The organism is Enterobacter sp. HK-058-C-ECC, assembly GCF_047531125.1.
Classification (GTDB): Bacteria; Pseudomonadota; Gammaproteobacteria; order Enterobacterales; family Enterobacteriaceae; genus Enterobacter; species Enterobacter quasiroggenkampii.
In genome coordinates, this window is record NZ_JBLKCH010000001.1 from 312,099 (window position 1) to 330,594 (window position 18,496).

Annotated in this window: 16 protein-coding genes; 11 read left to right on the plus strand and 5 right to left on the minus strand. The window is 55.9% G+C overall.

The window, feature by feature from the left end; translation table 11 throughout:
• Together ACMWJS_RS01530 and ptsG are read left to right on the plus strand one after the other, a co-directional pair.
• A complete protein-coding gene (locus ACMWJS_RS01530; protein WP_045910206.1) occupies positions 1 to 795 on the plus strand; it encodes a metal-dependent hydrolase in 795 nt (264 codons plus the stop codon).
• Between the two features lie 297 nt (positions 796 to 1,092).
• The gene (ptsG, locus tag ACMWJS_RS01535; protein WP_008500788.1) at positions 1,093 to 2,526 is read left to right on the plus strand and encodes a PTS glucose transporter subunit IIBC; all 1,434 of its coding nucleotides are present in this window, start codon (positions 1,093 to 1,095) and stop codon (positions 2,524 to 2,526) included.
• A gap of 144 nt (positions 2,527 to 2,670) precedes the next feature.
• Here ptsG and fhuE read toward each other — a convergent pair whose 3' ends face one another.
• Positions 2,671 to 4,860, minus strand: coding sequence for a ferric-rhodotorulic acid/ferric-coprogen receptor FhuE (gene fhuE, locus ACMWJS_RS01540; RefSeq protein WP_414746491.1), 2,190 nt, complete (start codon positions 4,858 to 4,860; stop codon positions 2,671 to 2,673).
• Positions 4,861 to 5,210: 350 nt separating this feature from the next.
• On the opposite strand from fhuE, the gene hinT reads away from it, so the two are divergent.
• From hinT to ACMWJS_RS01580, 8 genes are all read left to right on the plus strand, one after another.
• A complete protein-coding gene (hinT, locus tag ACMWJS_RS01545) occupies positions 5,211 to 5,570 on the plus strand; it encodes a purine nucleoside phosphoramidase (RefSeq protein ID WP_008500786.1) in 360 nt (119 codons plus the stop codon).
• A gap of 1 nt (position 5,571) precedes the next feature.
• Positions 5,572 to 5,946 carry a YcfL family protein gene (locus ACMWJS_RS01550; protein WP_045910208.1) on the plus strand — a complete coding sequence of 125 codons (375 nt, stop codon included), beginning with the start codon at positions 5,572 to 5,574 and terminating at the stop codon, positions 5,944 to 5,946.
• A gap of 10 nt (positions 5,947 to 5,956) precedes the next feature.
• Positions 5,957 to 6,604: a penicillin-binding protein activator LpoB gene (gene lpoB / locus ACMWJS_RS01555; RefSeq protein ID WP_045326975.1), complete on the plus strand. Its 648-nt coding sequence runs from the start codon at positions 5,957 to 5,959 to the stop codon at positions 6,602 to 6,604.
• Positions 6,585 to 7,409 (plus strand): thiamine kinase, encoded by an 825-nt coding sequence (gene thiK, locus ACMWJS_RS01560; RefSeq protein WP_414746492.1) that lies wholly within the window; start codon positions 6,585 to 6,587, stop codon positions 7,407 to 7,409. The genes lpoB and thiK overlap by 20 nt, the downstream gene beginning before the upstream one ends.
• 11 nt (positions 7,410 to 7,420) lie before the next feature.
• Complete coding sequence (nagZ, locus tag ACMWJS_RS01565; protein ID WP_032655375.1) at positions 7,421 to 8,446, plus strand: beta-N-acetylhexosaminidase; 1,026 nt, start codon at positions 7,421 to 7,423, stop codon at positions 8,444 to 8,446.
• A 34-nt stretch (positions 8,447 to 8,480) separates the two neighbouring features.
• Positions 8,481 to 9,023: an alpha/beta hydrolase YcfP gene (gene ycfP, locus ACMWJS_RS01570; protein ID WP_008500781.1), complete on the plus strand. Its 543-nt coding sequence runs from the start codon at positions 8,481 to 8,483 to the stop codon at positions 9,021 to 9,023.
• A 238-nt stretch (positions 9,024 to 9,261) separates the two neighbouring features.
• Complete coding sequence (locus ACMWJS_RS01575) at positions 9,262 to 10,566, plus strand: NAD(P)/FAD-dependent oxidoreductase (protein ID WP_008500780.1); 1,305 nt, start codon at positions 9,262 to 9,264, stop codon at positions 10,564 to 10,566.
• Between the two features lie 193 nt (positions 10,567 to 10,759).
• The gene (locus ACMWJS_RS01580) at positions 10,760 to 11,299 is read left to right on the plus strand and encodes a glycine zipper 2TM domain-containing protein (protein ID WP_008500779.1); all 540 of its coding nucleotides are present in this window, start codon (positions 10,760 to 10,762) and stop codon (positions 11,297 to 11,299) included.
• A 58-nt stretch (positions 11,300 to 11,357) separates the two neighbouring features.
• Here the strand turns inward: ACMWJS_RS01580 and comR are convergent, their stop codons facing one another.
• Positions 11,358 to 11,993, minus strand: coding sequence for a TetR family copper-responsive transcriptional repressor ComR (gene comR / locus ACMWJS_RS01585; RefSeq protein ID WP_028015740.1), 636 nt, complete (start codon positions 11,991 to 11,993; stop codon positions 11,358 to 11,360).
• Positions 11,994 to 12,237: 244 nt separating this feature from the next.
• On the opposite strand from comR, the gene bhsA reads away from it, so the two are divergent.
• Positions 12,238 to 12,495: a multiple stress resistance protein BhsA gene (bhsA, locus tag ACMWJS_RS01590; RefSeq protein WP_045910210.1), complete on the plus strand. Its 258-nt coding sequence runs from the start codon at positions 12,238 to 12,240 to the stop codon at positions 12,493 to 12,495.
• Between the two features lie 75 nt (positions 12,496 to 12,570).
• On the opposite strand, the gene ldtC is transcribed toward bhsA, so the two are convergent.
• From ldtC to ACMWJS_RS01605, 3 genes are all read right to left on the minus strand, one after another.
• Positions 12,571 to 13,536, minus strand: a complete 966-nt coding sequence (gene ldtC, locus ACMWJS_RS01595; protein WP_414746493.1) for a L,D-transpeptidase LdtC — start codon at positions 13,534 to 13,536, stop codon at positions 12,571 to 12,573.
• A gap of 149 nt (positions 13,537 to 13,685) precedes the next feature.
• Positions 13,686 to 17,132: a transcription-repair coupling factor gene (mfd, locus tag ACMWJS_RS01600; protein WP_414746494.1), complete on the minus strand. Its 3,447-nt coding sequence runs from the start codon at positions 17,130 to 17,132 to the stop codon at positions 13,686 to 13,688.
• Between the two features lie 148 nt (positions 17,133 to 17,280).
• Positions 17,281 to 18,354 carry an acyltransferase family protein gene (locus tag ACMWJS_RS01605; RefSeq protein ID WP_414746495.1) on the minus strand — a complete coding sequence of 358 codons (1,074 nt, stop codon included), beginning with the start codon at positions 18,352 to 18,354 and terminating at the stop codon, positions 17,281 to 17,283.
• Positions 18,355 to 18,496: the final 142 nt, after the last annotated feature.

Consider the following 18,496-nt stretch of genomic DNA (forward strand, 5'->3'; position numbering starts at 1 on the left):
ATGTTTTTAGTCGACTCACACTGCCATCTTGATGGCCTGGATTATCAATCCCTGCATAAAAACGTGGATGATGTGCTGGAAAAAGCCGCCGCCCGCGATGTGAAATTCTGCCTTGCGGTAGCGACGACGCTGCCGGGCTATCGCACGATGCGCGAGCTGGTGGGCGTTCGCGATAACGTGGTGTTTTCCTGCGGCGTACACCCCCTGAACCAGGATGAAGAATATGACGTTGACGATTTGCGTCGTCTGGCGGCGGAAGAGGGCGTGGTGGCAATGGGCGAGACCGGGCTGGACTATTTCTACACGCCGGAAACCAAACCGCGCCAGCAGGCGTCCTTCCGCAACCATATTCGCATTGGCCGCGAACTGAACAAGCCGGTTATCGTCCACACCCGCGATGCGCGTGCGGATACCCTGGCGATCCTCCGGGAAGAAAACGTGACGGATTGCGGTGGCGTACTACACTGTTTCACAGAAGACAGAGAAACGGCGGGTAAACTGCTTGATTTGGGGTTTTATATCTCGTTTTCCGGGATTGTGACGTTCCGTAACGCTGAGCAGCTGCGTGATGCTGCACGTTATGTTCCGCTCGATCGCATTCTGGTAGAGACCGATTCTCCCTATCTGGCACCGGTTCCGCATCGCGGTAAAGAGAACCAGCCCGCGATGACGCGAGATGTGGCTGAGTACATGGCCGTCCTGAAGGGCGTCAGCATCGAAGAGCTGGCCCGCGTGACGACAGAAAACTTCTCCACGCTGTTCCATATTGACCCTGCCCGCCTGCAATCTGTCTGATACACCTGTTTTTTTTAGGCTCGTAATTAATAAATAAAGCGAGTAAAGTTCACCGCCTCATTTGGGGCGGTGATGCTGTTTTTAGACACATCCGGACATGCTTTTTGTAAATAACTGAAAGTTTTTCGACCGTCTTAAGCTGAAACGTGATAGCCGTCAAACAAACTCAGAGGGAATTATTTTACTCTGTGTAATAAATAAAGGGCGCTTAGATGTCCTGTCCACGGCACGGTACTCCCCCCGGGCCAATGCGTGAAAGCGTAAAAAAAGCACAAATACTCAGGAGCACTCTCAATTATGTTTAAGAATGCATTTGCTAACCTGCAAAAGGTCGGTAAATCGCTGATGCTGCCAGTATCCGTACTGCCTATCGCAGGTATCCTGCTGGGTGTCGGTTCTGCTAACTTCAGCTGGCTGCCAGCCGTAGTGTCCCATGTGATGGCCGAAGCAGGCGGTTCTGTCTTTGCTAACATGCCACTGATCTTCGCGATCGGTGTGGCTCTGGGCTTCACCAATAACGACGGCGTATCTGCGCTGGCTGCAGTGGTTGCTTACGGCATCATGGTGAAAACCATGGCTGTGGTTGCGCCGCTGGTTCTGCATTTACCGGCAGAAGAGATCGCTGCGAAGCACCTGGCGGACACCGGTGTTCTCGGCGGTATCATCTCCGGTGCGATTGCAGCGTATATGTTCAACCGCTTCTATCGCATCAAGCTGCCTGAGTACCTGGGCTTCTTCGCGGGCAAGCGTTTCGTTCCGATCATCTCTGGTCTGGCAGCGATTTTCACTGGCGTGATCCTGTCCTTCATCTGGCCACCAATCGGCTCCGCTATCCAGACCTTCTCTCAGTGGGCTGCTTACCAGAACCCGGTTGTGGCGTTTGGTATCTACGGCTTCATCGAGCGTTGCCTGGTGCCATTTGGTCTGCACCACATCTGGAACGTTCCATTCCAGATGCAGATTGGTGAATTCACCAACGCAGCAGGTCAGGTATTCCACGGCGATATCCCACGTTACATGGCGGGCGACCCAACTGCAGGTAAACTGTCTGGTGGCTTCCTGTTCAAAATGTACGGTCTGCCAGCAGCGGCGATTGCTATCTGGCACTCTGCGAAGCCAGAGAACCGTGCAAAAGTGGGCGGTATCATGATCTCCGCAGCGCTGACCTCGTTCCTGACCGGTATCACCGAGCCGATCGAGTTCTCCTTCATGTTCGTTGCGCCGATCCTGTACGTTATCCACGCGATTCTGGCGGGCCTGGCGTTCCCAATCTGTATTCTGCTGGGTATGCGTGACGGTACGTCCTTCTCTCACGGCCTGATCGACTTCATCGTTCTGTCCGGTAATAGCAGCAAACTGTGGCTGTTCCCAATCGTCGGTGCGTGCTATGCCGTTGTTTACTACACCATCTTCCGCGTGCTGATTAAAGCACTGGACCTGAAAACCCCAGGCCGTGAAGATGCGACAGAAGACAGCAAAGCGGGCGCGACCAGCGAAATGGCTCCTGCACTGGTTGCCGCGTTCGGTGGTAAAGAGAACATCACTAACCTGGACGCGTGTATCACTCGTCTGCGTGTGAGCGTTGCTGATGTCGCGAAAGTAGACCAGCCGGGTCTGAAAAAACTGGGTGCAGCTGGCGTAGTTGTTGCAGGTTCGGGTGTACAGGCAATCTTCGGTACTAAATCCGATAACCTGAAAACCGAAATGGATGAGTACATCCGCAACAACTAAGTTGTGACCCTGGGGAGACTAAGGCAGCCGAATGGCTGCCTTTTTTATTTGTGCTGTTTGTCATGCCCGGCGGCGCTGCGCTTACCGGACCTACGAAATGCAAATGTAGGCCGGGTAAGGCGTAGCCGCCACCCGGCTTAACACTCAGAAGTCGTAGCTCGCGCTCACCGAGACGTTCAGCGGCGCGCCATAAACCACATAAGAGCCGACGTAATCGTAATACTCTTTGTCGAACAGGTTGTTGACGTTCGCCTGAACAGCAAAATCTTTGGTGACCTGATAACGGCTGAACAGGTTAACCAGCCCGTAGCTGCCTTGCTCCGCGCGGGTACGGCCAGCCGGCGCGCCATCCACATCCGTCCACACCTTGTTTTGCCAGTTCACGCCACCGCCCACGGTCAGTTCTGGCAACATTGGCAGTTGATAACGGGTGAACAGCTTCATGGTTGTACGCGGCTGATCGGAGCTGACGGCGTTGCCATTCTTATCTTCCGCAATGTAGCGGGTCGCGCCGAAGGTCAGTTGCCAGTTATCGGTCAACGCGCCGTTCAGCTCGAACTCAATCCCTTTGCTCACTACGCCGTCCAGCGATTGGTAAATTGACTCACCGCTCGGCATATAGGTATAGGTATTGCTTGCTACGTTATCCTGCTCAATGCGGAATATTGCCAGCGAGGTGGTAAGACGGGTATTGAACCAGTCTGCTTTCACACCGGCTTCGTAGCTTTTGCCCGTAGTAGGGTCGAGATAGCGTCCGCTGGCGTCCCGCTTGTCCTGGGGCTGGAAGATAGAGGTATAGCTGACGTAGGTCGACCAGTCTTCATTGATGTCGTAGACCAGGCCCGCGTAGGGCGTTACGTCATCTTTGGTACTTTCCAGACGGGTGTCCGGGGAGCCCGCAGGGTTATAGCGGATGTTATAGTTGGTATAACGTGCGCCGAGGATCAGATGCAGCGGATCGGCCAGCGAGAAGCGGGCGGAGGTATACGCTGAGGACTGGCGAATGTCGTCCTGGCTGTAGAGTTTCCACGGCGTCCACTGCGGGTCGGCAATGTTACCGTTCCAGTTCTTAAAGTTACCCACATCAACCATGCCGTAAACCGCGTCAGGCATTGAGTTGTCGTAATGGTTACGCTGACGACTGAAGCTGCCGCCGAACATCATTTCGTGCTGACGGCCGAAGAGATCGAAATCGCCGCGCAGGAAAGCGTCCACGGCATCCTGTTTCCGTTCGCCACGGTTCCAGCCGCCGTAGCCAACCATGCCTGCACCGGTCTCTTTATCCGGATAGCCGGACATATACATCAGCTTAGAGTCGAAGTTGGTTTCAGCATGCATGCCGTTAATGTGTGCTTCCCAGCCATTATCGAAACGCTGCGTCAGGTTAGCGAAGATGCGGGTGCTGTCTTTATCAGACCAGGCCCAGTCAGGCGCGACGGTCTGGCTGCGACTGTAATCGGTCTTACTTCCGTCACTGTACCAGGTCGGGAGTCCGCCCCAGGTTGGGTCGGCGGTATGGCTTTCCTGATATTCGTATCCCACCGAGAGGGTGGTGCTGTCGGTGACGTCCGCATCCATCACGCCATAGAGGAATTTCTTTCGGTAGTGATAGTTATCCATGAAGCTGTCGTTGTCCTGATAACCTGCGATCATCCGGCCCCGTAGCTTACCTGACTCCACCAGCGGCGCCTGGAGATCCAGCACGTAGCGCTGCTTATCCCAGCTGCCATAGCTGGCCGAAACATTGCCTTTGAATTCATTGCTGTCCGCATGCTTACGCACCATGTTGACGTACGCTGCCGGGTTGCCCGTACCGGACATCAGGCCGGTGGCACCGCGGACCACTTCGATGCGGTCATAAATCGCCGTATCGGCGGCGGTATCACCAAAGTTCCACACTTCGCTGATGGAGGTTGGCAGGTCGTCATAGGCGTAATTACTGACGAAAAATCCGCGCGAGTAAAACACGGTACGGTCGCTGTCCTGCACCTGCGCTGTTACGCCCGTGGTGTTGGTTAACACCTGGCCGATGGACTGCAGGTTCTGATCGGCCATGCGCTGCTGGCTAATCACGCTGACGGACTGCGGGATATCGCGGGGAACCAGCAACAGCTTCGTGCCGGTGGTGGTGGTTTTGACGCTGTAATCCCGCTCCTGACTTGCGGAAGGATCCTGCGTTTGGTCAAAACCGCCGTCAACAACAACGGTATCTTCGGCTGTTGATGCAGCGAAAGCGGCGGCTGGCGTCAGTGCCATAGCAATGCAGCCTGCCAGCAACGAAGGCGTTGCGACAGGCTGACGTTGCCCATCCCTGGTGTGATGAATGAAAGACATGATTAAACCCTTATGAACGATGAAGAGGGTATGCGTCAGTCCCGCGGACGCGGGCTGGCGTCGTTTTCTATGTTAAAAATTCGCATGAAAATGCAAATGCGAAATATACGCATTGCTATTAATGCTGTAAACAGATGTGTCGACCGGAACTGAAATAATGTTTCAGCCCATTAAGGCCCGCGAGCGGTCACTCTTCACTCAGCTGATGAACATTCGGGAAAGAAATCGAGGGAGGAGGTTGAAAGGACAGGAGAAACTCGCTCATACTCTTGAATTGTGTCACACCCTCATCCAGAGCGTGTGTTAACAGCGGACGCATCGCGCCTGATTAATCAAAAAAGGAATAGGTCATGGCTGAAGAAACGATTTTCAGTAAAATTATCCGTCGCGAAATTCCGTCGGATATCGTCTATCAGGATGAACTGGTAACGGCTTTTCGGGACATTTCACCTCAGGCTCCGACGCACGTCCTTATCATTCCCAATATTCTGATTCCGACCGTAAACGACGTAAAAACCGAGCATGAAGTGGCATTAGGTCGTATGCTGACGGTGGCCGCGAAAATCGCCGAACAGGAAGGGATTGCAGAAGACGGTTACCGTCTGATCATGAACTGCAACCGTCATGGTGGCCAGGAAGTCTATCATATTCACATGCATCTGCTGGGTGGACGTCCTCTGGGGCCGATGCTGGCACATAAAGGTCTTTGACATGCGTAAAGGGCGTATTGCAGCGCTGGTAATGACGATGATGATTGTGGGGTGCAGCTCGCGCCCGGCGATCCCCGTGAACGATGAACAGACGCTGGTGATGGAATCCTCCGTGCTTGCCGCGGGCATCACGGCGCAACAACCCGCGCTGACCATCAGTGAAATCAATTCATCTGCCTCCTCTACGCTCTTTAATGAAAGACACGAACCCGTGACGGTCCACTACCGTTTTTTCTGGTATGACGTAAGAGGTCTCGAAATGCATCCGCTGGAGGCGCCGCGCAGCGTCACCATTCCGGCCAGATCGTCGGTAACGCTCTATGGCAGCGCCAACTATCTGGGTGCGCATAAGGTGAGACTTTATCTTTATCTCTAAGGGGTGAACCTTGATTAAAAACTTGAGCCGCTATGCGCTCGTGACAGCTTTCGCGCTGTTCCTGGCGGGGTGTGTGACCCGAACTGAACAGCCAGCGCCTGTGGAAGAGGCGAAGCCGGGCACTGAACAGCCGACACAGCCAACGCAGCCGCAGCCAACCGTGCCGTCCGTACCGTCTATACCGGCACAGCCAGGCCCGATTGAGCATCCGGACCAGACGTCGCAGCCGACGCCGCGCGTGCGCCATTACGACTGGAACGGCGCAATGCAGCCCATGGTCGGCAAAATGCTGCAGGCACAGGGCGTGACGGCAGGTAGCGTGTTGCTGGTTGATAGCGTGAACAACCGTACCAACGGTTCGCTGAACGCGGGCGAAGCGACAGAAACGCTGCGCAATGCCCTGGCAAACAACGGTAAGTTTACGCTGGTCTCGGCTCAGCAGCTCGCGGTAGCCAAACAGCAGCTGGGCCTGTCGCCGCAGGATAGCCTCGGCACACGCAGCAAGGCGATCGGCATTGCCCGTAACGTTGGCGCACAGTATGTGCTGTACTCTAACGCCACCGGTAACGTGAATACACCGGCCCTGCAGATGCAGCTGATGCTGGTTCAGACAGGCGAAATTATCTGGTCAGGTAAAGGTGCGGTTACGCAACAATGACAGCACGCGTGAAGAGATTCTGACGCGCTATTTTCCTCAGTACCGCCTTATCGCGCCGCAGGCCCACTCCGGGCTTGGCGGCGCGAGTTGCATTATAGCGCAGGGCGAACGACGTCTGGTCTTGCGGCAACATCACGACCCCTATGCGCCTGCCTCCCATTTCCGTCGTCAGTTTCGCGCCCTGAGGCGTCTTCCGTCAGATCTCGTGCCTGCCCCCCGTTTTTTCAGAGAGAGCTGGATGGCCGTCGACTATCTGGACGGTGACGTGAAAAGCGCGCTACCGGACACGCCGGCGCTCGCGGCGATGCTGTATCATCTGCACCGGCAGCCACGTCTGGGATGGCGAGTCACGTTATCCCCGCTGCTGGAACGCTACTGGCAGCAGGCCGCGCCTGACAGACGCACCCCAGTGTGGCTGGCGCATCTCAAGCGGTTGCGTAAAACGGGCGAGCCGCAGCCGATTCGGCTCTCGCCGCTGCACATGGATGTTCATGCCGGAAATATTGTGCATACGTCAGCGGGCATCAGGCTCATCGACTGGGAATATGCCGGAGATGGCGATGTGGCGCTGGAGCTGGCTGCAGTCTGGACGGAGAGTGACGCTGCTCGGCAGGCGCTGATCAGGGACTACGCCGAGGCGGCACATATCAACGCCGACGCGCTGAGGCGTCAGGTTAAACGCTGGCGGCCCTGGGTCGTCATGTTAATGGCTGGCTGGTTTGAAATGCGCTATCAGCAGTCCAGAGACAAACACTTTATTGCGCTGGCAGACGATGCCTGGCGTCAGTTACAAACGAAAGGATAAGAGAGGTGGATGTGGGTCCAGTCATGTTGGATGTAGAAGGGTTTGAACTGGATGCGGAGGAGCGTGAAATTCTGGCGCACCCGCTGGTGGGTGGTCTGATCCTGTTTACCCGCAACTATCACGATCCGGCGCAGCTGCGTGAGCTGGTGCGTCAGATCCGCGCCGCGTCGCGCAATCATCTGGTGGTCGCCGTCGATCAGGAAGGCGGCCGCGTACAGCGTTTTCGCGAAGGGTTTACCCGTCTGCCGGCGGCCCAGTCTTTTGCCGCGCTGCTCGGCACGGAAGAGGGCGGGAAACTGGCGCAGGAGGCCGGCTGGCTGATGGCCAGCGAAATGATTGCCATGGATATCGACATCAGTTTTGCCCCGGTTCTGGACGTGGGGCATATCAGCGCCGCCATTGGCGAGCGCTCGTACCATGACGATCCGCGTATTGCGCTGGCCATGGCGACCCGGTTCATTGACGGCATGCACGATGCCGGGATGAAAACCACCGGCAAACACTTCCCGGGTCACGGGGCGGTAACGGCGGACTCACACAAAGAGACCCCGCGCGATCCGCGCCCGGAAGCGGAAATTCGCGCCAAAGATATGTCGGTGTTCAGGTCGCTTATCACTGACAACAAGCTGGATGCCATCATGCCTGCGCACGTGATTTACAGCGACGTTGACCCGCGCCCTGCCAGCGGCTCTCCGCACTGGCTGAAAACCGTTCTGCGTCAGGAACTGGGCTTCAATGGCGTGATCTTCTCTGACGATCTGTCGATGGAAGGGGCGGCGATTATGGGCAGCTACGCTGAACGCGGTCAGGCGTCGCTGGATGCAGGTTGCGATATGATCCTGGTCTGCAATAATCGTAAAGGTGCCGTGAGCGTGCTGGATAACCTGTCGCCGATCAATGCAGAGCGTGTTACACAATTGTATCATAAAGGTTCATTTAGCCGTCAGGAGCTGATGGATTCGGCGCGCTGGAAGACGGTCAACGCCCGGCTTGAAGACCTGAATGAGCGCTGGCAGGCACATAAAGCCAGCCTGTAAACCCTCCCGGAAGGCGTAGCGTGGTGAGAAGACGATGATCATCTATTTACACGGTTTTGACTCAAACAGTCCTGGTAATCATGAGAAGGTGCTGCAGCTGCAGTTTATCGATCCGGATGTACGGTTGATCAGCTACAGCACGCGCCATCCGAAGCATGATATGCAGCATCTGCTCAAAGAGGTGGACAAGATGTTGCAGCTCAACGTCGACGATCGGCCGTTGATTTGCGGCGTGGGGCTGGGCGGCTACTGGGCAGAGCGGATTGGCTTCCTGTGTGACATCCGTCAGGTGGTATTCAATCCCAACCTTTTCCCGAACGAAAACATGGAAGGCAAAATCGACCGCCCGGAAGAGTATGTCGATATTGCGACCAAGTGCGTCAGCAATTTTCGTGAGAAAAACCGTGACCGCTGTCTGGTGATCCTGTCGCGTAACGATGAGGCGCTCAACAGCCACCGGGCTGCAGAACTTCTGCATCATTACTATGAGATCGTCTGGGACGAAGAACAGACCCACAAGTTCAAAAACATCTCCCCACACCTGCAGCGTATCAAAGCGTTTAAAACGCTGGGTTAATTCCTTGCCTGCAGGCGTCGAAGCCCGGCCGCGAAAGCGTGCCGGGCTTTCTTTTTGACCAAAATTGTCTACTTTTAAGCCATCAAAACTTGATGCATATCAATTTTGGTATGACCAATGCGCCTGACGTGGTATTCTCAATGCACCTGAATGGTTTCAGTGCTGTAACCTGTTGTTAATTAAGGGTTATTTTTATAACTTTTAATTAACAATTGGTTAATAATTTGAGGGGGTCACGTTGACTACGCCATTGAAAAAGATAGTGATTGTAGGCGGTGGTGCTGGCGGGCTGGAGCTGGCGACACAGTTGGGTAAGAAGCTGGGTCGCGGTAAAAAAGCCAAAATCACGCTGGTGGATCGTAACCACAGCCACCTGTGGAAACCGCTGCTGCATGAAGTGGCGACCGGCTCTCTGGACGAAGGCGTGGACGCGCTCAGCTATCTGGCGCACGCGCGCAACCACCATTTCCAGTTCCAGCTGGGCTCGGTGGTGGACATCAACCGTGAAAGCAAAACCATCACTCTGGCAGAACTGCGTGATGAAAAAGGGGAGCTGTTGGTTCCTGAGCGCAAGCTGCCGTATGACACGCTGGTCATGGCGCTCGGCAGTACCTCCAACGACTTCAACACGCCGGGCGTGAAAGAGCACTGTATCTTCCTCGATAACCCGCACCAGGCGCGTCGTTTCCATCAGGAAATGCTGAACCTGTTCCTGAAGTACACCAGCAATATGGGTGCGAACGGTAAGGTAAATATCGCCATTGTTGGCGGCGGTGCGACGGGCGTTGAGTTGTCTGCGGAGCTGCACAATGCGGTGAAACAGCTGCACAGCTACGGTTACAAAGGGTTAACGAATGAAGCGCTGAACGTCACGCTGGTCGAAGCCGGTGAACGCATTCTGCCTGCGCTGCCTCCGCGTATTTCCGGTGCGGCGCACAATGAACTCACCAAGCTGGGCGTGCGGGTGCTGACGCAGACCATGGTGACCAGCGCCGACGAAGGCGGCCTGCACACCAAAGACGGCGAGTATATCAAAGCGGATCTGATGGTCTGGGCGGCCGGTATCAAAGCGCCTGATTTTATGAAAGATATCGGCGGCCTGGAAACCAACCGCATTAACCAGCTGGTCACGGAGCCAACGCTGCAAACCACGCGTGACCCAGAAATCTTTGCTATCGGTGACTGCGCCTCCTGCGCCCGTCCTGAAGGTGGATTCGTGCCGCCGCGCGCGCAGGCCGCACACCAGATGGCAAGCCTGGTCCTGCACAACATTCTGGCGCAGTACAAAGGCAAGCCAATGAAGGCCTATGTCTACAAAGACCATGGTTCTCTGGTGTCTCTGTCAAACTTCTCTACTGTCGGCAGCCTGATGGGTAACCTGATGCGCGGCTCGATGATGGTAGAAGGGCGCATTGCCCGCTTCGTGTATATCTCCCTCTACCGTATGCACCAGATTGCGCTGCACGGCTACTTCAAAACCGGGCTGATGATGCTGGTGGGCAGAATCAATCGCGTGATCCGTCCGCGTCTGAAGCTGCACTAATCTTTCACTCCCTCCGGGCTCTCCGGAGGGAGTTTTTAGCATTTCATGCTGTAGATCACAGATTGAGTGCTTAAGAGTTCTCCTAAATACAATATATCTCCTCTGAACGTCCCTTTTTTGATCCTTTATCTGATTGGCGAAGCCGTGCCTCCATTGCAAAATTGTTACCAATAGCAACAAAGGAGGAAGTCCCGTGAATAAATCAATGTTGGCGGGTATAGGGATTGGCGTCGCGGCTGCGTTAGGTGTGGCTGCCGTTGCCAGTCTCAACGTATTAGATCGCGGCCCGCAGTATGCGCAGGTGGTTTCTGCTACACCGATTAAAGAAACAGTAAAAACGCCTCGTCAGGAGTGCCGTAACGTCTCCGTGACGCATCGTCGTCCGGTGCAGGATGAAAACCGTATCGCCGGTTCTGTTCTGGGCGCGGTAGCGGGTGGCGTGATTGGTCACCAGTTTGGCGGCGGCCGGGGTAAAGATGTGGCGACCGTGGTCGGCGCGCTGGGTGGCGGCTATGCCGGTAACCAGGTGCAGGGCGCGATGCAGGATAACGATACCTACACCACGACTCAGCAACGCTGCAAAACCGTCTATGACAAGTCGGAAAAAATGCTGGGCTATGACGTGACGTACAAAATTGGCGATCAGCAGGGCAAAATCCGCATGGACAAAGACCCTGGCACGCAAATTCCACTGGATGGAAATGGTCAGCTGGTTCTGAATAACAAAGTGTAAAAAAGATGTTCTCTGAATTTAGCTCCTCATGCGCTCAGGCTGAGGAGCTTTTTTTGCTTTAGATTTTGAGTAGCTCAGGCCACAGCCGCAGCGTGGTTTCGCTAATATTCTGCAGTTTTTCCAGCGTTGCCCCTTCACGGGCGCTGATCGACATCCCCTGCAAAATACAGCTCAGGTATTGTGCCAGCAGTTGGGGGTTGCACTGCGCAGGGATTTCACCGCGCTGCTGGCGCTGTGCCAGAAAGGCGCTTAGCGTCTCCTCCTGCATCGCATGACGCGATTTCACCGTATTGGCAATCTCTTTCGAGGACGCCGCCAGGGTGGCAGAGGTGTTAATCATAAAGCAGCCCGCAGGCGTATCTTTACTGGTGAAGCAGGTCGCGACGGCGGTAAAGTAATCCCGAAGCGCCTGTTCGACGCTTTTCTCTTCACAAAATAGCTGGGCTTCATGTTTCGCCGCAAAACGCGAAATGTATCTGTCCAGCACCGCCCTGAACAGCCCCTCTTTATTGGTAAATTCGGCATACAGCGTCGGCGCTTTGGCTCCGGTAGCTTCTACCAGATCGGAAAGCGAGGTTGCTTCATACCCATGTTGCCAGAAGAGAGTCATGGCCTTATCAAGCGCTGCATCCCTGTCAAACACTTTTGGTCGGCCACGGCTTTTCTTCGCACAACTCGTGACGTCGGTTGTCATGTGCCGTTGGTCCTCTGTTGGTTTGGTGAATAACCATTATAAAAATAAACGCAACCCACCACCAGTGCTGAATGCTTAAAAATATATTAATCATATCTATATGAAAAATAACGACTTTAAAATTAAGTTAATGGACGTTATAAAATTATGTTGACGCGTGACCTGGATCACATTTATGATTTACCTATCGATCGTTAACTAAATAGATAACGACCTCCAAATTCATCTGCTAAAGGTAAACATCATGAAAAACGTAAAAACCCTCATCGCTGCTGCTGTTCTGAGTTCACTCTCTTTCGCAAGCTTTGCGGCTGTACAAGTACAGTCTACCCCGGTCGATCAGCATAAAGTCGGGACGATCTCTGCGTCTGCCGGTACTAACCTGGGTTCACTGGAAGATCAGCTGGCACAAAAAGCGGAAGAGATGGGTGCTAAATCTTACCGCATCACCTCTGTGACCGGTCCTAACACCCTGCACGGCACCGCCGTCATCTACAAATAAGCCGGGCATAAACCCTCATTTATGCCACTGCAATAAAAAACGCCCTGCTGAGCAGGGCGTTTTTTTATTTATGATTTACATCGATTGCTGGATTACATCATGGTGCCGGGTGACATCGGTCGGCATGCCTGAGCGGGCCTCCATTGCACGCTCCATCACCACGCTGTTGGTATTCGCATTGGTTTTAAAGCTTACCATTGCGGCATTCAGGTTAATGGGCAGCGTCTGCGGGTCATCGCCAATGTTTTTCGATAGCGGCTGGTGAATTTCGACCAGCCGTACGCCGCCCGGCTCCTCAGAAACCTTAATCGGCGTATTGATGATATTCACTTTGGTACCCGGCGTAACAACGTTAAACAGCGTTTTGATATCGTCATCGCGCAGACGAATACAGCCGGAGCTGACGCGCATGCCGATGCCAAAGTCCGCGTTCGTTCCGTGCAGCAGGTAAACGCCACCGTAGGCCGCCAGGCGGATCGCGTGGTGACCCATCGGGTTATCCGGGCCTGCCGGCACCACGGCTGGAAGATCGATGCCCTGAGCTTTATAACGGGCACGAATATTGGCCGTCGGGGTCCAGGTTGGATTCGCGCGTTTATCCGAGACGGTGGTGACCATCGTCGGCGTCAGGGTGTCGCCGCCCAGCTGACCAATACCAATCGGGTAGACGGTCACCTCATTTTTACCCGGCGAGTAATAGTACAGACGTAGCTCCGCCAGGTTTATCACAATCCCCTCGCGCGGGGCGTCCGGCAGGATCGTCTGTAACGGGATAGTCAACACGCTGCCTGCACGCGGGACGTAGGGATCGACGCCAGGGTTCGCCTGCAGCAGGGCCAGAAAACCAACGTTATATTTTTTGGCAATCGCTTCCAGCGAACCGCCATTATTTTCAACCACATGAAAGCGGTTTTCACCCACCACCTTGCTGCCGGGCGGAGGAAGAGGCCAGGTATTTGCGCGAGCAGGAAGCGCCACCGCGACGGTGGCTGCCAGCGCAAACAGGGTTAACCAGCGAGTAAAACGCGAAAAGGTCATCATCACCATAATCCATGCAAATGATAAGGTTATTGTTTTATAAGGCGTTAATGATAATTATGGCGAATGGGTGTGTCGGGAAGATCGGGTGAAGTGCAAAGAGTTTGTAAATTGCCCCCCGTTAGCGCTGGGCTAACGGGGGGGAAGGGAGGTCAGGCGATCGCGTTCTCTTCCAGCTGGCGCATAAAGTTACGCACCCAGTCCATGCGGGTTTTGCGCTCCGTCAGTTCCTGGGTGAATTTCAGACGCGTTGGGCCATCCAGACGGAAATGCTGCGGCTGTTTTTGCAGCAGACCGATGAGCCACATCGGGTTGACCTGGTTCTTCTCCGCGAACTCAATCACGCCGCCTTTTTCGTTGCCTTCAAGTTTGCGAATGCCCAGCTTCTGCGCCTGCTGGCGCAGGCGAGCGATATCCAGCAGATTTCGCGCCGCATCGGGCAGCAGACCAAAGCGGTCGATCAGCTCAACCTTAATCTCTTCCAGCTCGCTTTCCGTCTTCGCACTGGCGATGCGCTTGTAGAACGACAGTCGGGTATTCACGTCCGGAATGAAATCGTCCGGCAGCAGGGAAGGCATGCGCAACTCGACCTCGGTCTGCTGGCTGGTGAGATCTTCCAGCGACGGCTCGCGCCCGGCCTTCAGGGCATCAACCGCGTTTTCCAGCAGTTCCATATAGAGCGAGAAGCCGATGGTCTCCATCGAGCCGCTCTGGTCCTCACCCAGCAGTTCACCGGCACCGCGGATCTCGAGATCGTGCGTGGCCAGCGCGAAGCCTGCACCGAGGTCTTCCAGCGAGGCGATGGCTTCCAGACGCTTTTGCGCGTCGGTGGTCATCGCTTTTGGATGCGGCGTCAGCAGCCAGGCGTAGGCCTGATGGTGCGAACGTCCGACGCGGCCGCGCAGCTGGTGAAGCTGCGCCAGGCCAAAGTGATCCGCACGTTCAATGATGATGGTGTTCGCGGTCGGAATGTCGATCCCGGTTTCGATGATGGTGGTGCACACCAGCACGTTAAAGCGCTGGTGGTGGAAGTCGTTCATCACCCGTTCCAGCTCGCGCTCGCGCATCTGCCCGTGACCGATAGCGATGCGCGCCTCCGGCACCAGCTCCGCCAGCCTGTCGGCCGCTTTCTGGATGTTTTCCACGTCGTTGTACAGGTAATAGACCTGACCCCCGCGTAGCACTTCACGCAGAATGGCCTCACGCACCACCAGATTATCGTACTCGCGGACGAAGGTTTTCACCGCCAGACGGCGCGCCGGCGGCGTGGCGATAATCGACAGATCGCGCATGCCGCTCATCGCCATGTTCAGGGTTCTCGGGATCGGCGTTGCGGTCAGGGTCAGGATATCGACGTCGGCGCGCATCGCTTTGATGCGCTCTTTATGACGCACCCCGAAGCGGTGCTCTTCGTCGACAATCAGCAGCCCCAAATCTTTCCACTTCACGTCGCTTTGCAGCAGCTTATGGGTGCCGATCAGAATATCGATCTTGCCTTCGCTTGCCTGCTCCAGGATCTGCGTCTGCTCTTTGGTGCTGCGAAAACGTGACAGCATCTCGATGCGTACCGGCCAGTTGGCGAAGCGGTCGCGGAAGTTGTCGAAGTGCTGCTGAGCGAGCAGGGTGGTCGGCACCAGCACCGCCACCTGCTTGTTGTTTTCCACCGCAAGGAAAGCGGCGCGCATCGCCACTTCGGTTTTACCGAAGCCGACGTCGCCGCACACTAAACGGTCCATTGCCAGCGGCTGGCACATGTCGCTCAGCACGGCGTTGATGGCCTGAGCCTGATCCGGCGTGGTTTCAAACGGGAAGCTGTCGCAGAACAGCTGATACTGTTCCTTATCATGCTTAAAGGCGAAGCCCTCTTTGGCCGCGCGCTGGGCGTAGATATCCAGCAGCTCGGCAGCCACGTCGCGCACTTTTTCCGCGGCCTTCTGGCGCGCGCGCGTCCAGGCATCGCCGCCCAGCTTGTGCAGCGGCGCGTTCTCTTCGGCCCCGCCCGCGTAGCGGCTGATCAGATGCAGGGACGACACCGGAACATACAGTTTGGCGTCGTTAGCGTAGGTCAGCATCAGGTATTCACCTTTAATGCCGCCCGCCTCCAGCGTGGTCATCCCCTGATAGCGTCCAACGCCATGCTCCAGGTGAACAATCGGCTGGCCCGGATGCAGCTCGGCCAGGTTACGGATCAGCGTGTCCGGGTTGATGGTTCGACGGCTGTCCTGACGACGGCGCGCGACGCGCTCACCCAGCAGGTCGCTTTCGCAAATCAGCGCCAGGTTGTTGAGCGTGTCGATGAACCCATGCTCGGCGGCGCCAATCATCAGGTAACGGCCGTTTCCGGTCGCTTCGCTCAGGCGCAGGATGCGCTTCGGCGCCACCTTAATGCGTCCCAGCAGCTCACCTAACGCTTCGCGGCGGCCTTCACTCTCAACGGAGAACACCACCGGGCCGGTAAAGGACTCCAGGAACTTGCGCAGATTATCCAGCGGGGATTTCTGCTGCGCCTGGACGGCCAGGTCCGGCAGCGTCCGGAAGGCGAGGTTGGTGTTGGCGGCCTTATCGGCAAGCGAATCGGTTTTCAGCTGCATGCGCGGCCAGCGCTTCAGCTCGGCGTTGAGCTCGTCGGTACGCAGCCACAGCGCTTCCGGCGGCAGCAGCGGACGCATCGGGTCAACGCCCCGGTTTTCGAAGCGAGCGCGGGTTTCGCTTTCAAAGCGGCTGGCGCTGGCGTCGATATCCCCGGTGTTAACAATCAGGGTATTCGCCGGGAAGTAGCTGAACAGGGCAGGGAGCGGCTCGCTGAAGAACAGCGGCTGCCAGTATTCGATCCCGGCAGGCAGCGTGCCTTTGCTGACCTGCTGATAAATATGTTCCGCGTCGCGCTTCACCTCGAACTTATCGCGCCACTGGCTGCGGAACAGTTCGATAGCGGTTTTGTCCGTCGGGAACTCATGTGCGGGCAGTAAATTGATGGACTCCACTTCCTCCAGCGTGCGCTGCGTGTCGGCGTCGAAGACGCGCAGGCTGTCGATTTCATCATCGAAAAAGTCCAGACGATACGGCTGGTCGCTGCCCATCGGGTAAAGGTCGAGCAGCGCGCCGCGGGTCGCGTATTCCCCGTGCTCCATGACCTGATCGACATGGCGATAGCCGGCACCGTCAAGCTGCGCCCGCAGGGCATCACGGGACAGGCGCTGGCCTTTTTTCATCACCAGCGCGTGACCGTGCAGGTAGCTGTGCGGACAGACGCGCTGCATCAGGGTATTCACCGGCACAATCAGCACGCCGCGCTGCATGGTCGGGAGTTGATAGAGCGTCGACAGGCGCGAGGAGATGATCTCCTGGTGTGGAGAGAAGCTGTCATAGGGCAGCGTTTCCCAGTCGGCCAGGCTGAACACCAGATTATCGGTGAACTGGCGAATTTCATCGTGCAGGCGCAGGGCGTTTTGCATGTCCGGGGCAACCAGGATCACCGGGCCAGGATGACGCTCGGCGATTTCCGCTACCAGCGTGGCGCACGCTGCGCCCGTGAGTTCACCCAGCTGGCGCTGGTCGCCCGCTTTGACAGGCAAGGAATAACGATAGTGTTCAGGCATGGCTATGTCAGAGTCTCTTATGGATATACCAACAGTATTGGGGCATATCACTGATACGCAATGTCTTTATTATCCTCGATCGTTTTACATAAGCAAATCGTAACCGCACGGCGGGATTATACGCCCCCGAAAGGGGGCGGTGAGGGCATTAACGGGTGGTGGGTGACAGCGTGAGCGGTGAAGGCGGAGAGAAGAAAATGTCCCCAAACAGCGCGGTGGAGATCTTACGCACCCCGAGTCCGGCAAGGGTACAGATCAGCAGGCTGGCAAACGGGTAGACCAGAATTAAGGTGAGTTCAGCCCAGACCGGCCAGTAAGCGGCATTCATCTCGCCAATCAGGAACAGGCTGAAGGCCTCAATGAGGATGCGGTGAGTGGTATAAATCGCAATGGTATTGGAGCCAATCACGTTCAGCAGGTTGTCAGGGTGAACGGCATAGCGCTGCTCAAAGCTGTAGAACAGCTTCATGATCAGCACAATCGACAGCAATGAGAGCAGCAGCGGAACGTTAGCAAACCACAGCACCACGGAGACGGCGGCGAAAGCGCCGGTTGTCAGCCAGCTGCGGCGCAGGCTGAGGTTTTTCATCCACGTCATCAGCGCTGCGCCATACCACGCCCCGAGGCTGTAGTAGATCATGTTGCGTACCACGCTGTTCATTCCCCACCACGGCAGCGGCAGGAAGTTGATCGCGATGCTTGCCAGCGCCAGCAGCCACAGCATCGGCAGCTTCCAGCGGCTCAGCAGTTTACACAGCGTGAAGTACACAACCAGGGCATACAGATACCACAGACTGGTGCTGGCGGTGAGCATGCCTCGCACAAATCCCGGGAGCGAGTCGGCGTAGGCCGCGTTCGACGAGGTGGCAAGCTCGCGATCGGGCGCCAGCCAGGCATTCAGGTGGGTCAGCGCCTGCCATTGCAGAATCCCCCACAGCGCCAGGACCCAGACAATGCTCCAGATTCGCTTGTCGAGACTGGTTCGCCAGTCCACCTCATCAATATAACGACGTATCAGATAGCCGGAGATAAAGAAAAAGACCGGCATACGGAAGGGGGCGAGGTAGAGATTAAAATAGACCCAGCATTTGGCGAGAAGGCCGGAGAGCGGGTGTTGCAGCCCGATCAGGTGCGGATAAAACGTGATAACCGAATGATAGATAACCACCAGGCAGATACATAGCCCTTTTATCTGGTTAATCCATAATGCTTTTTGCTTCATTGTTCGCAACTACCTTATTGCCATAGACGAACGAACAATTGTTGTTAAACGAAACCGGGCTGTAATGGGTAACAGTCTGTATCAGGAGGTTTTTCGGAAAAGGTGGAGGTTGCGAGGGGCGGTTTCAGACATTAGTACCCTG

Bases quoted from the DNA above. Each gene is read 5' to 3' on its own strand.
- ACMWJS_RS01530 (WP_045910206.1), top strand. From the start codon at position 1: ATGTTTTTAGTCGACTCACACTGCCATCTTGATGGCCTGGATTATCAA.
- mfd (WP_414746494.1), bottom strand. From the start codon at position 17,132: ATGCCTGAACACTATCGTTATTCCTTGCCTGTCAAAGCGGGCGACCAG.
- ACMWJS_RS01605 (WP_414746495.1), bottom strand. From the start codon at position 18,354: ATGAAGCAAAAAGCATTATGGATTAACCAGATAAAAGGGCTATGTATC.
- comR (WP_028015740.1), bottom strand. From the start codon at position 11,993: ATGACAACCGACGTCACGAGTTGTGCGAAGAAAAGCCGTGGCCGACCA.
- bhsA (WP_045910210.1), top strand. From the start codon at position 12,238: ATGAAAAACGTAAAAACCCTCATCGCTGCTGCTGTTCTGAGTTCACTC.
- ycfP (WP_008500781.1), top strand. From the start codon at position 8,481: ATGATCATCTATTTACACGGTTTTGACTCAAACAGTCCTGGTAATCAT.
- ldtC (WP_414746493.1), bottom strand. From the start codon at position 13,536: ATGATGACCTTTTCGCGTTTTACTCGCTGGTTAACCCTGTTTGCGCTG.
- hinT (WP_008500786.1), top strand. From the start codon at position 5,211: ATGGCTGAAGAAACGATTTTCAGTAAAATTATCCGTCGCGAAATTCCG.
- ACMWJS_RS01550 (WP_045910208.1), top strand. From the start codon at position 5,572: ATGCGTAAAGGGCGTATTGCAGCGCTGGTAATGACGATGATGATTGTG.
- ptsG (WP_008500788.1), top strand. From the start codon at position 1,093: ATGTTTAAGAATGCATTTGCTAACCTGCAAAAGGTCGGTAAATCGCTG.
- fhuE (WP_414746491.1), bottom strand. From the start codon at position 4,860: ATGTCTTTCATTCATCACACCAGGGATGGGCAACGTCAGCCTGTCGCA.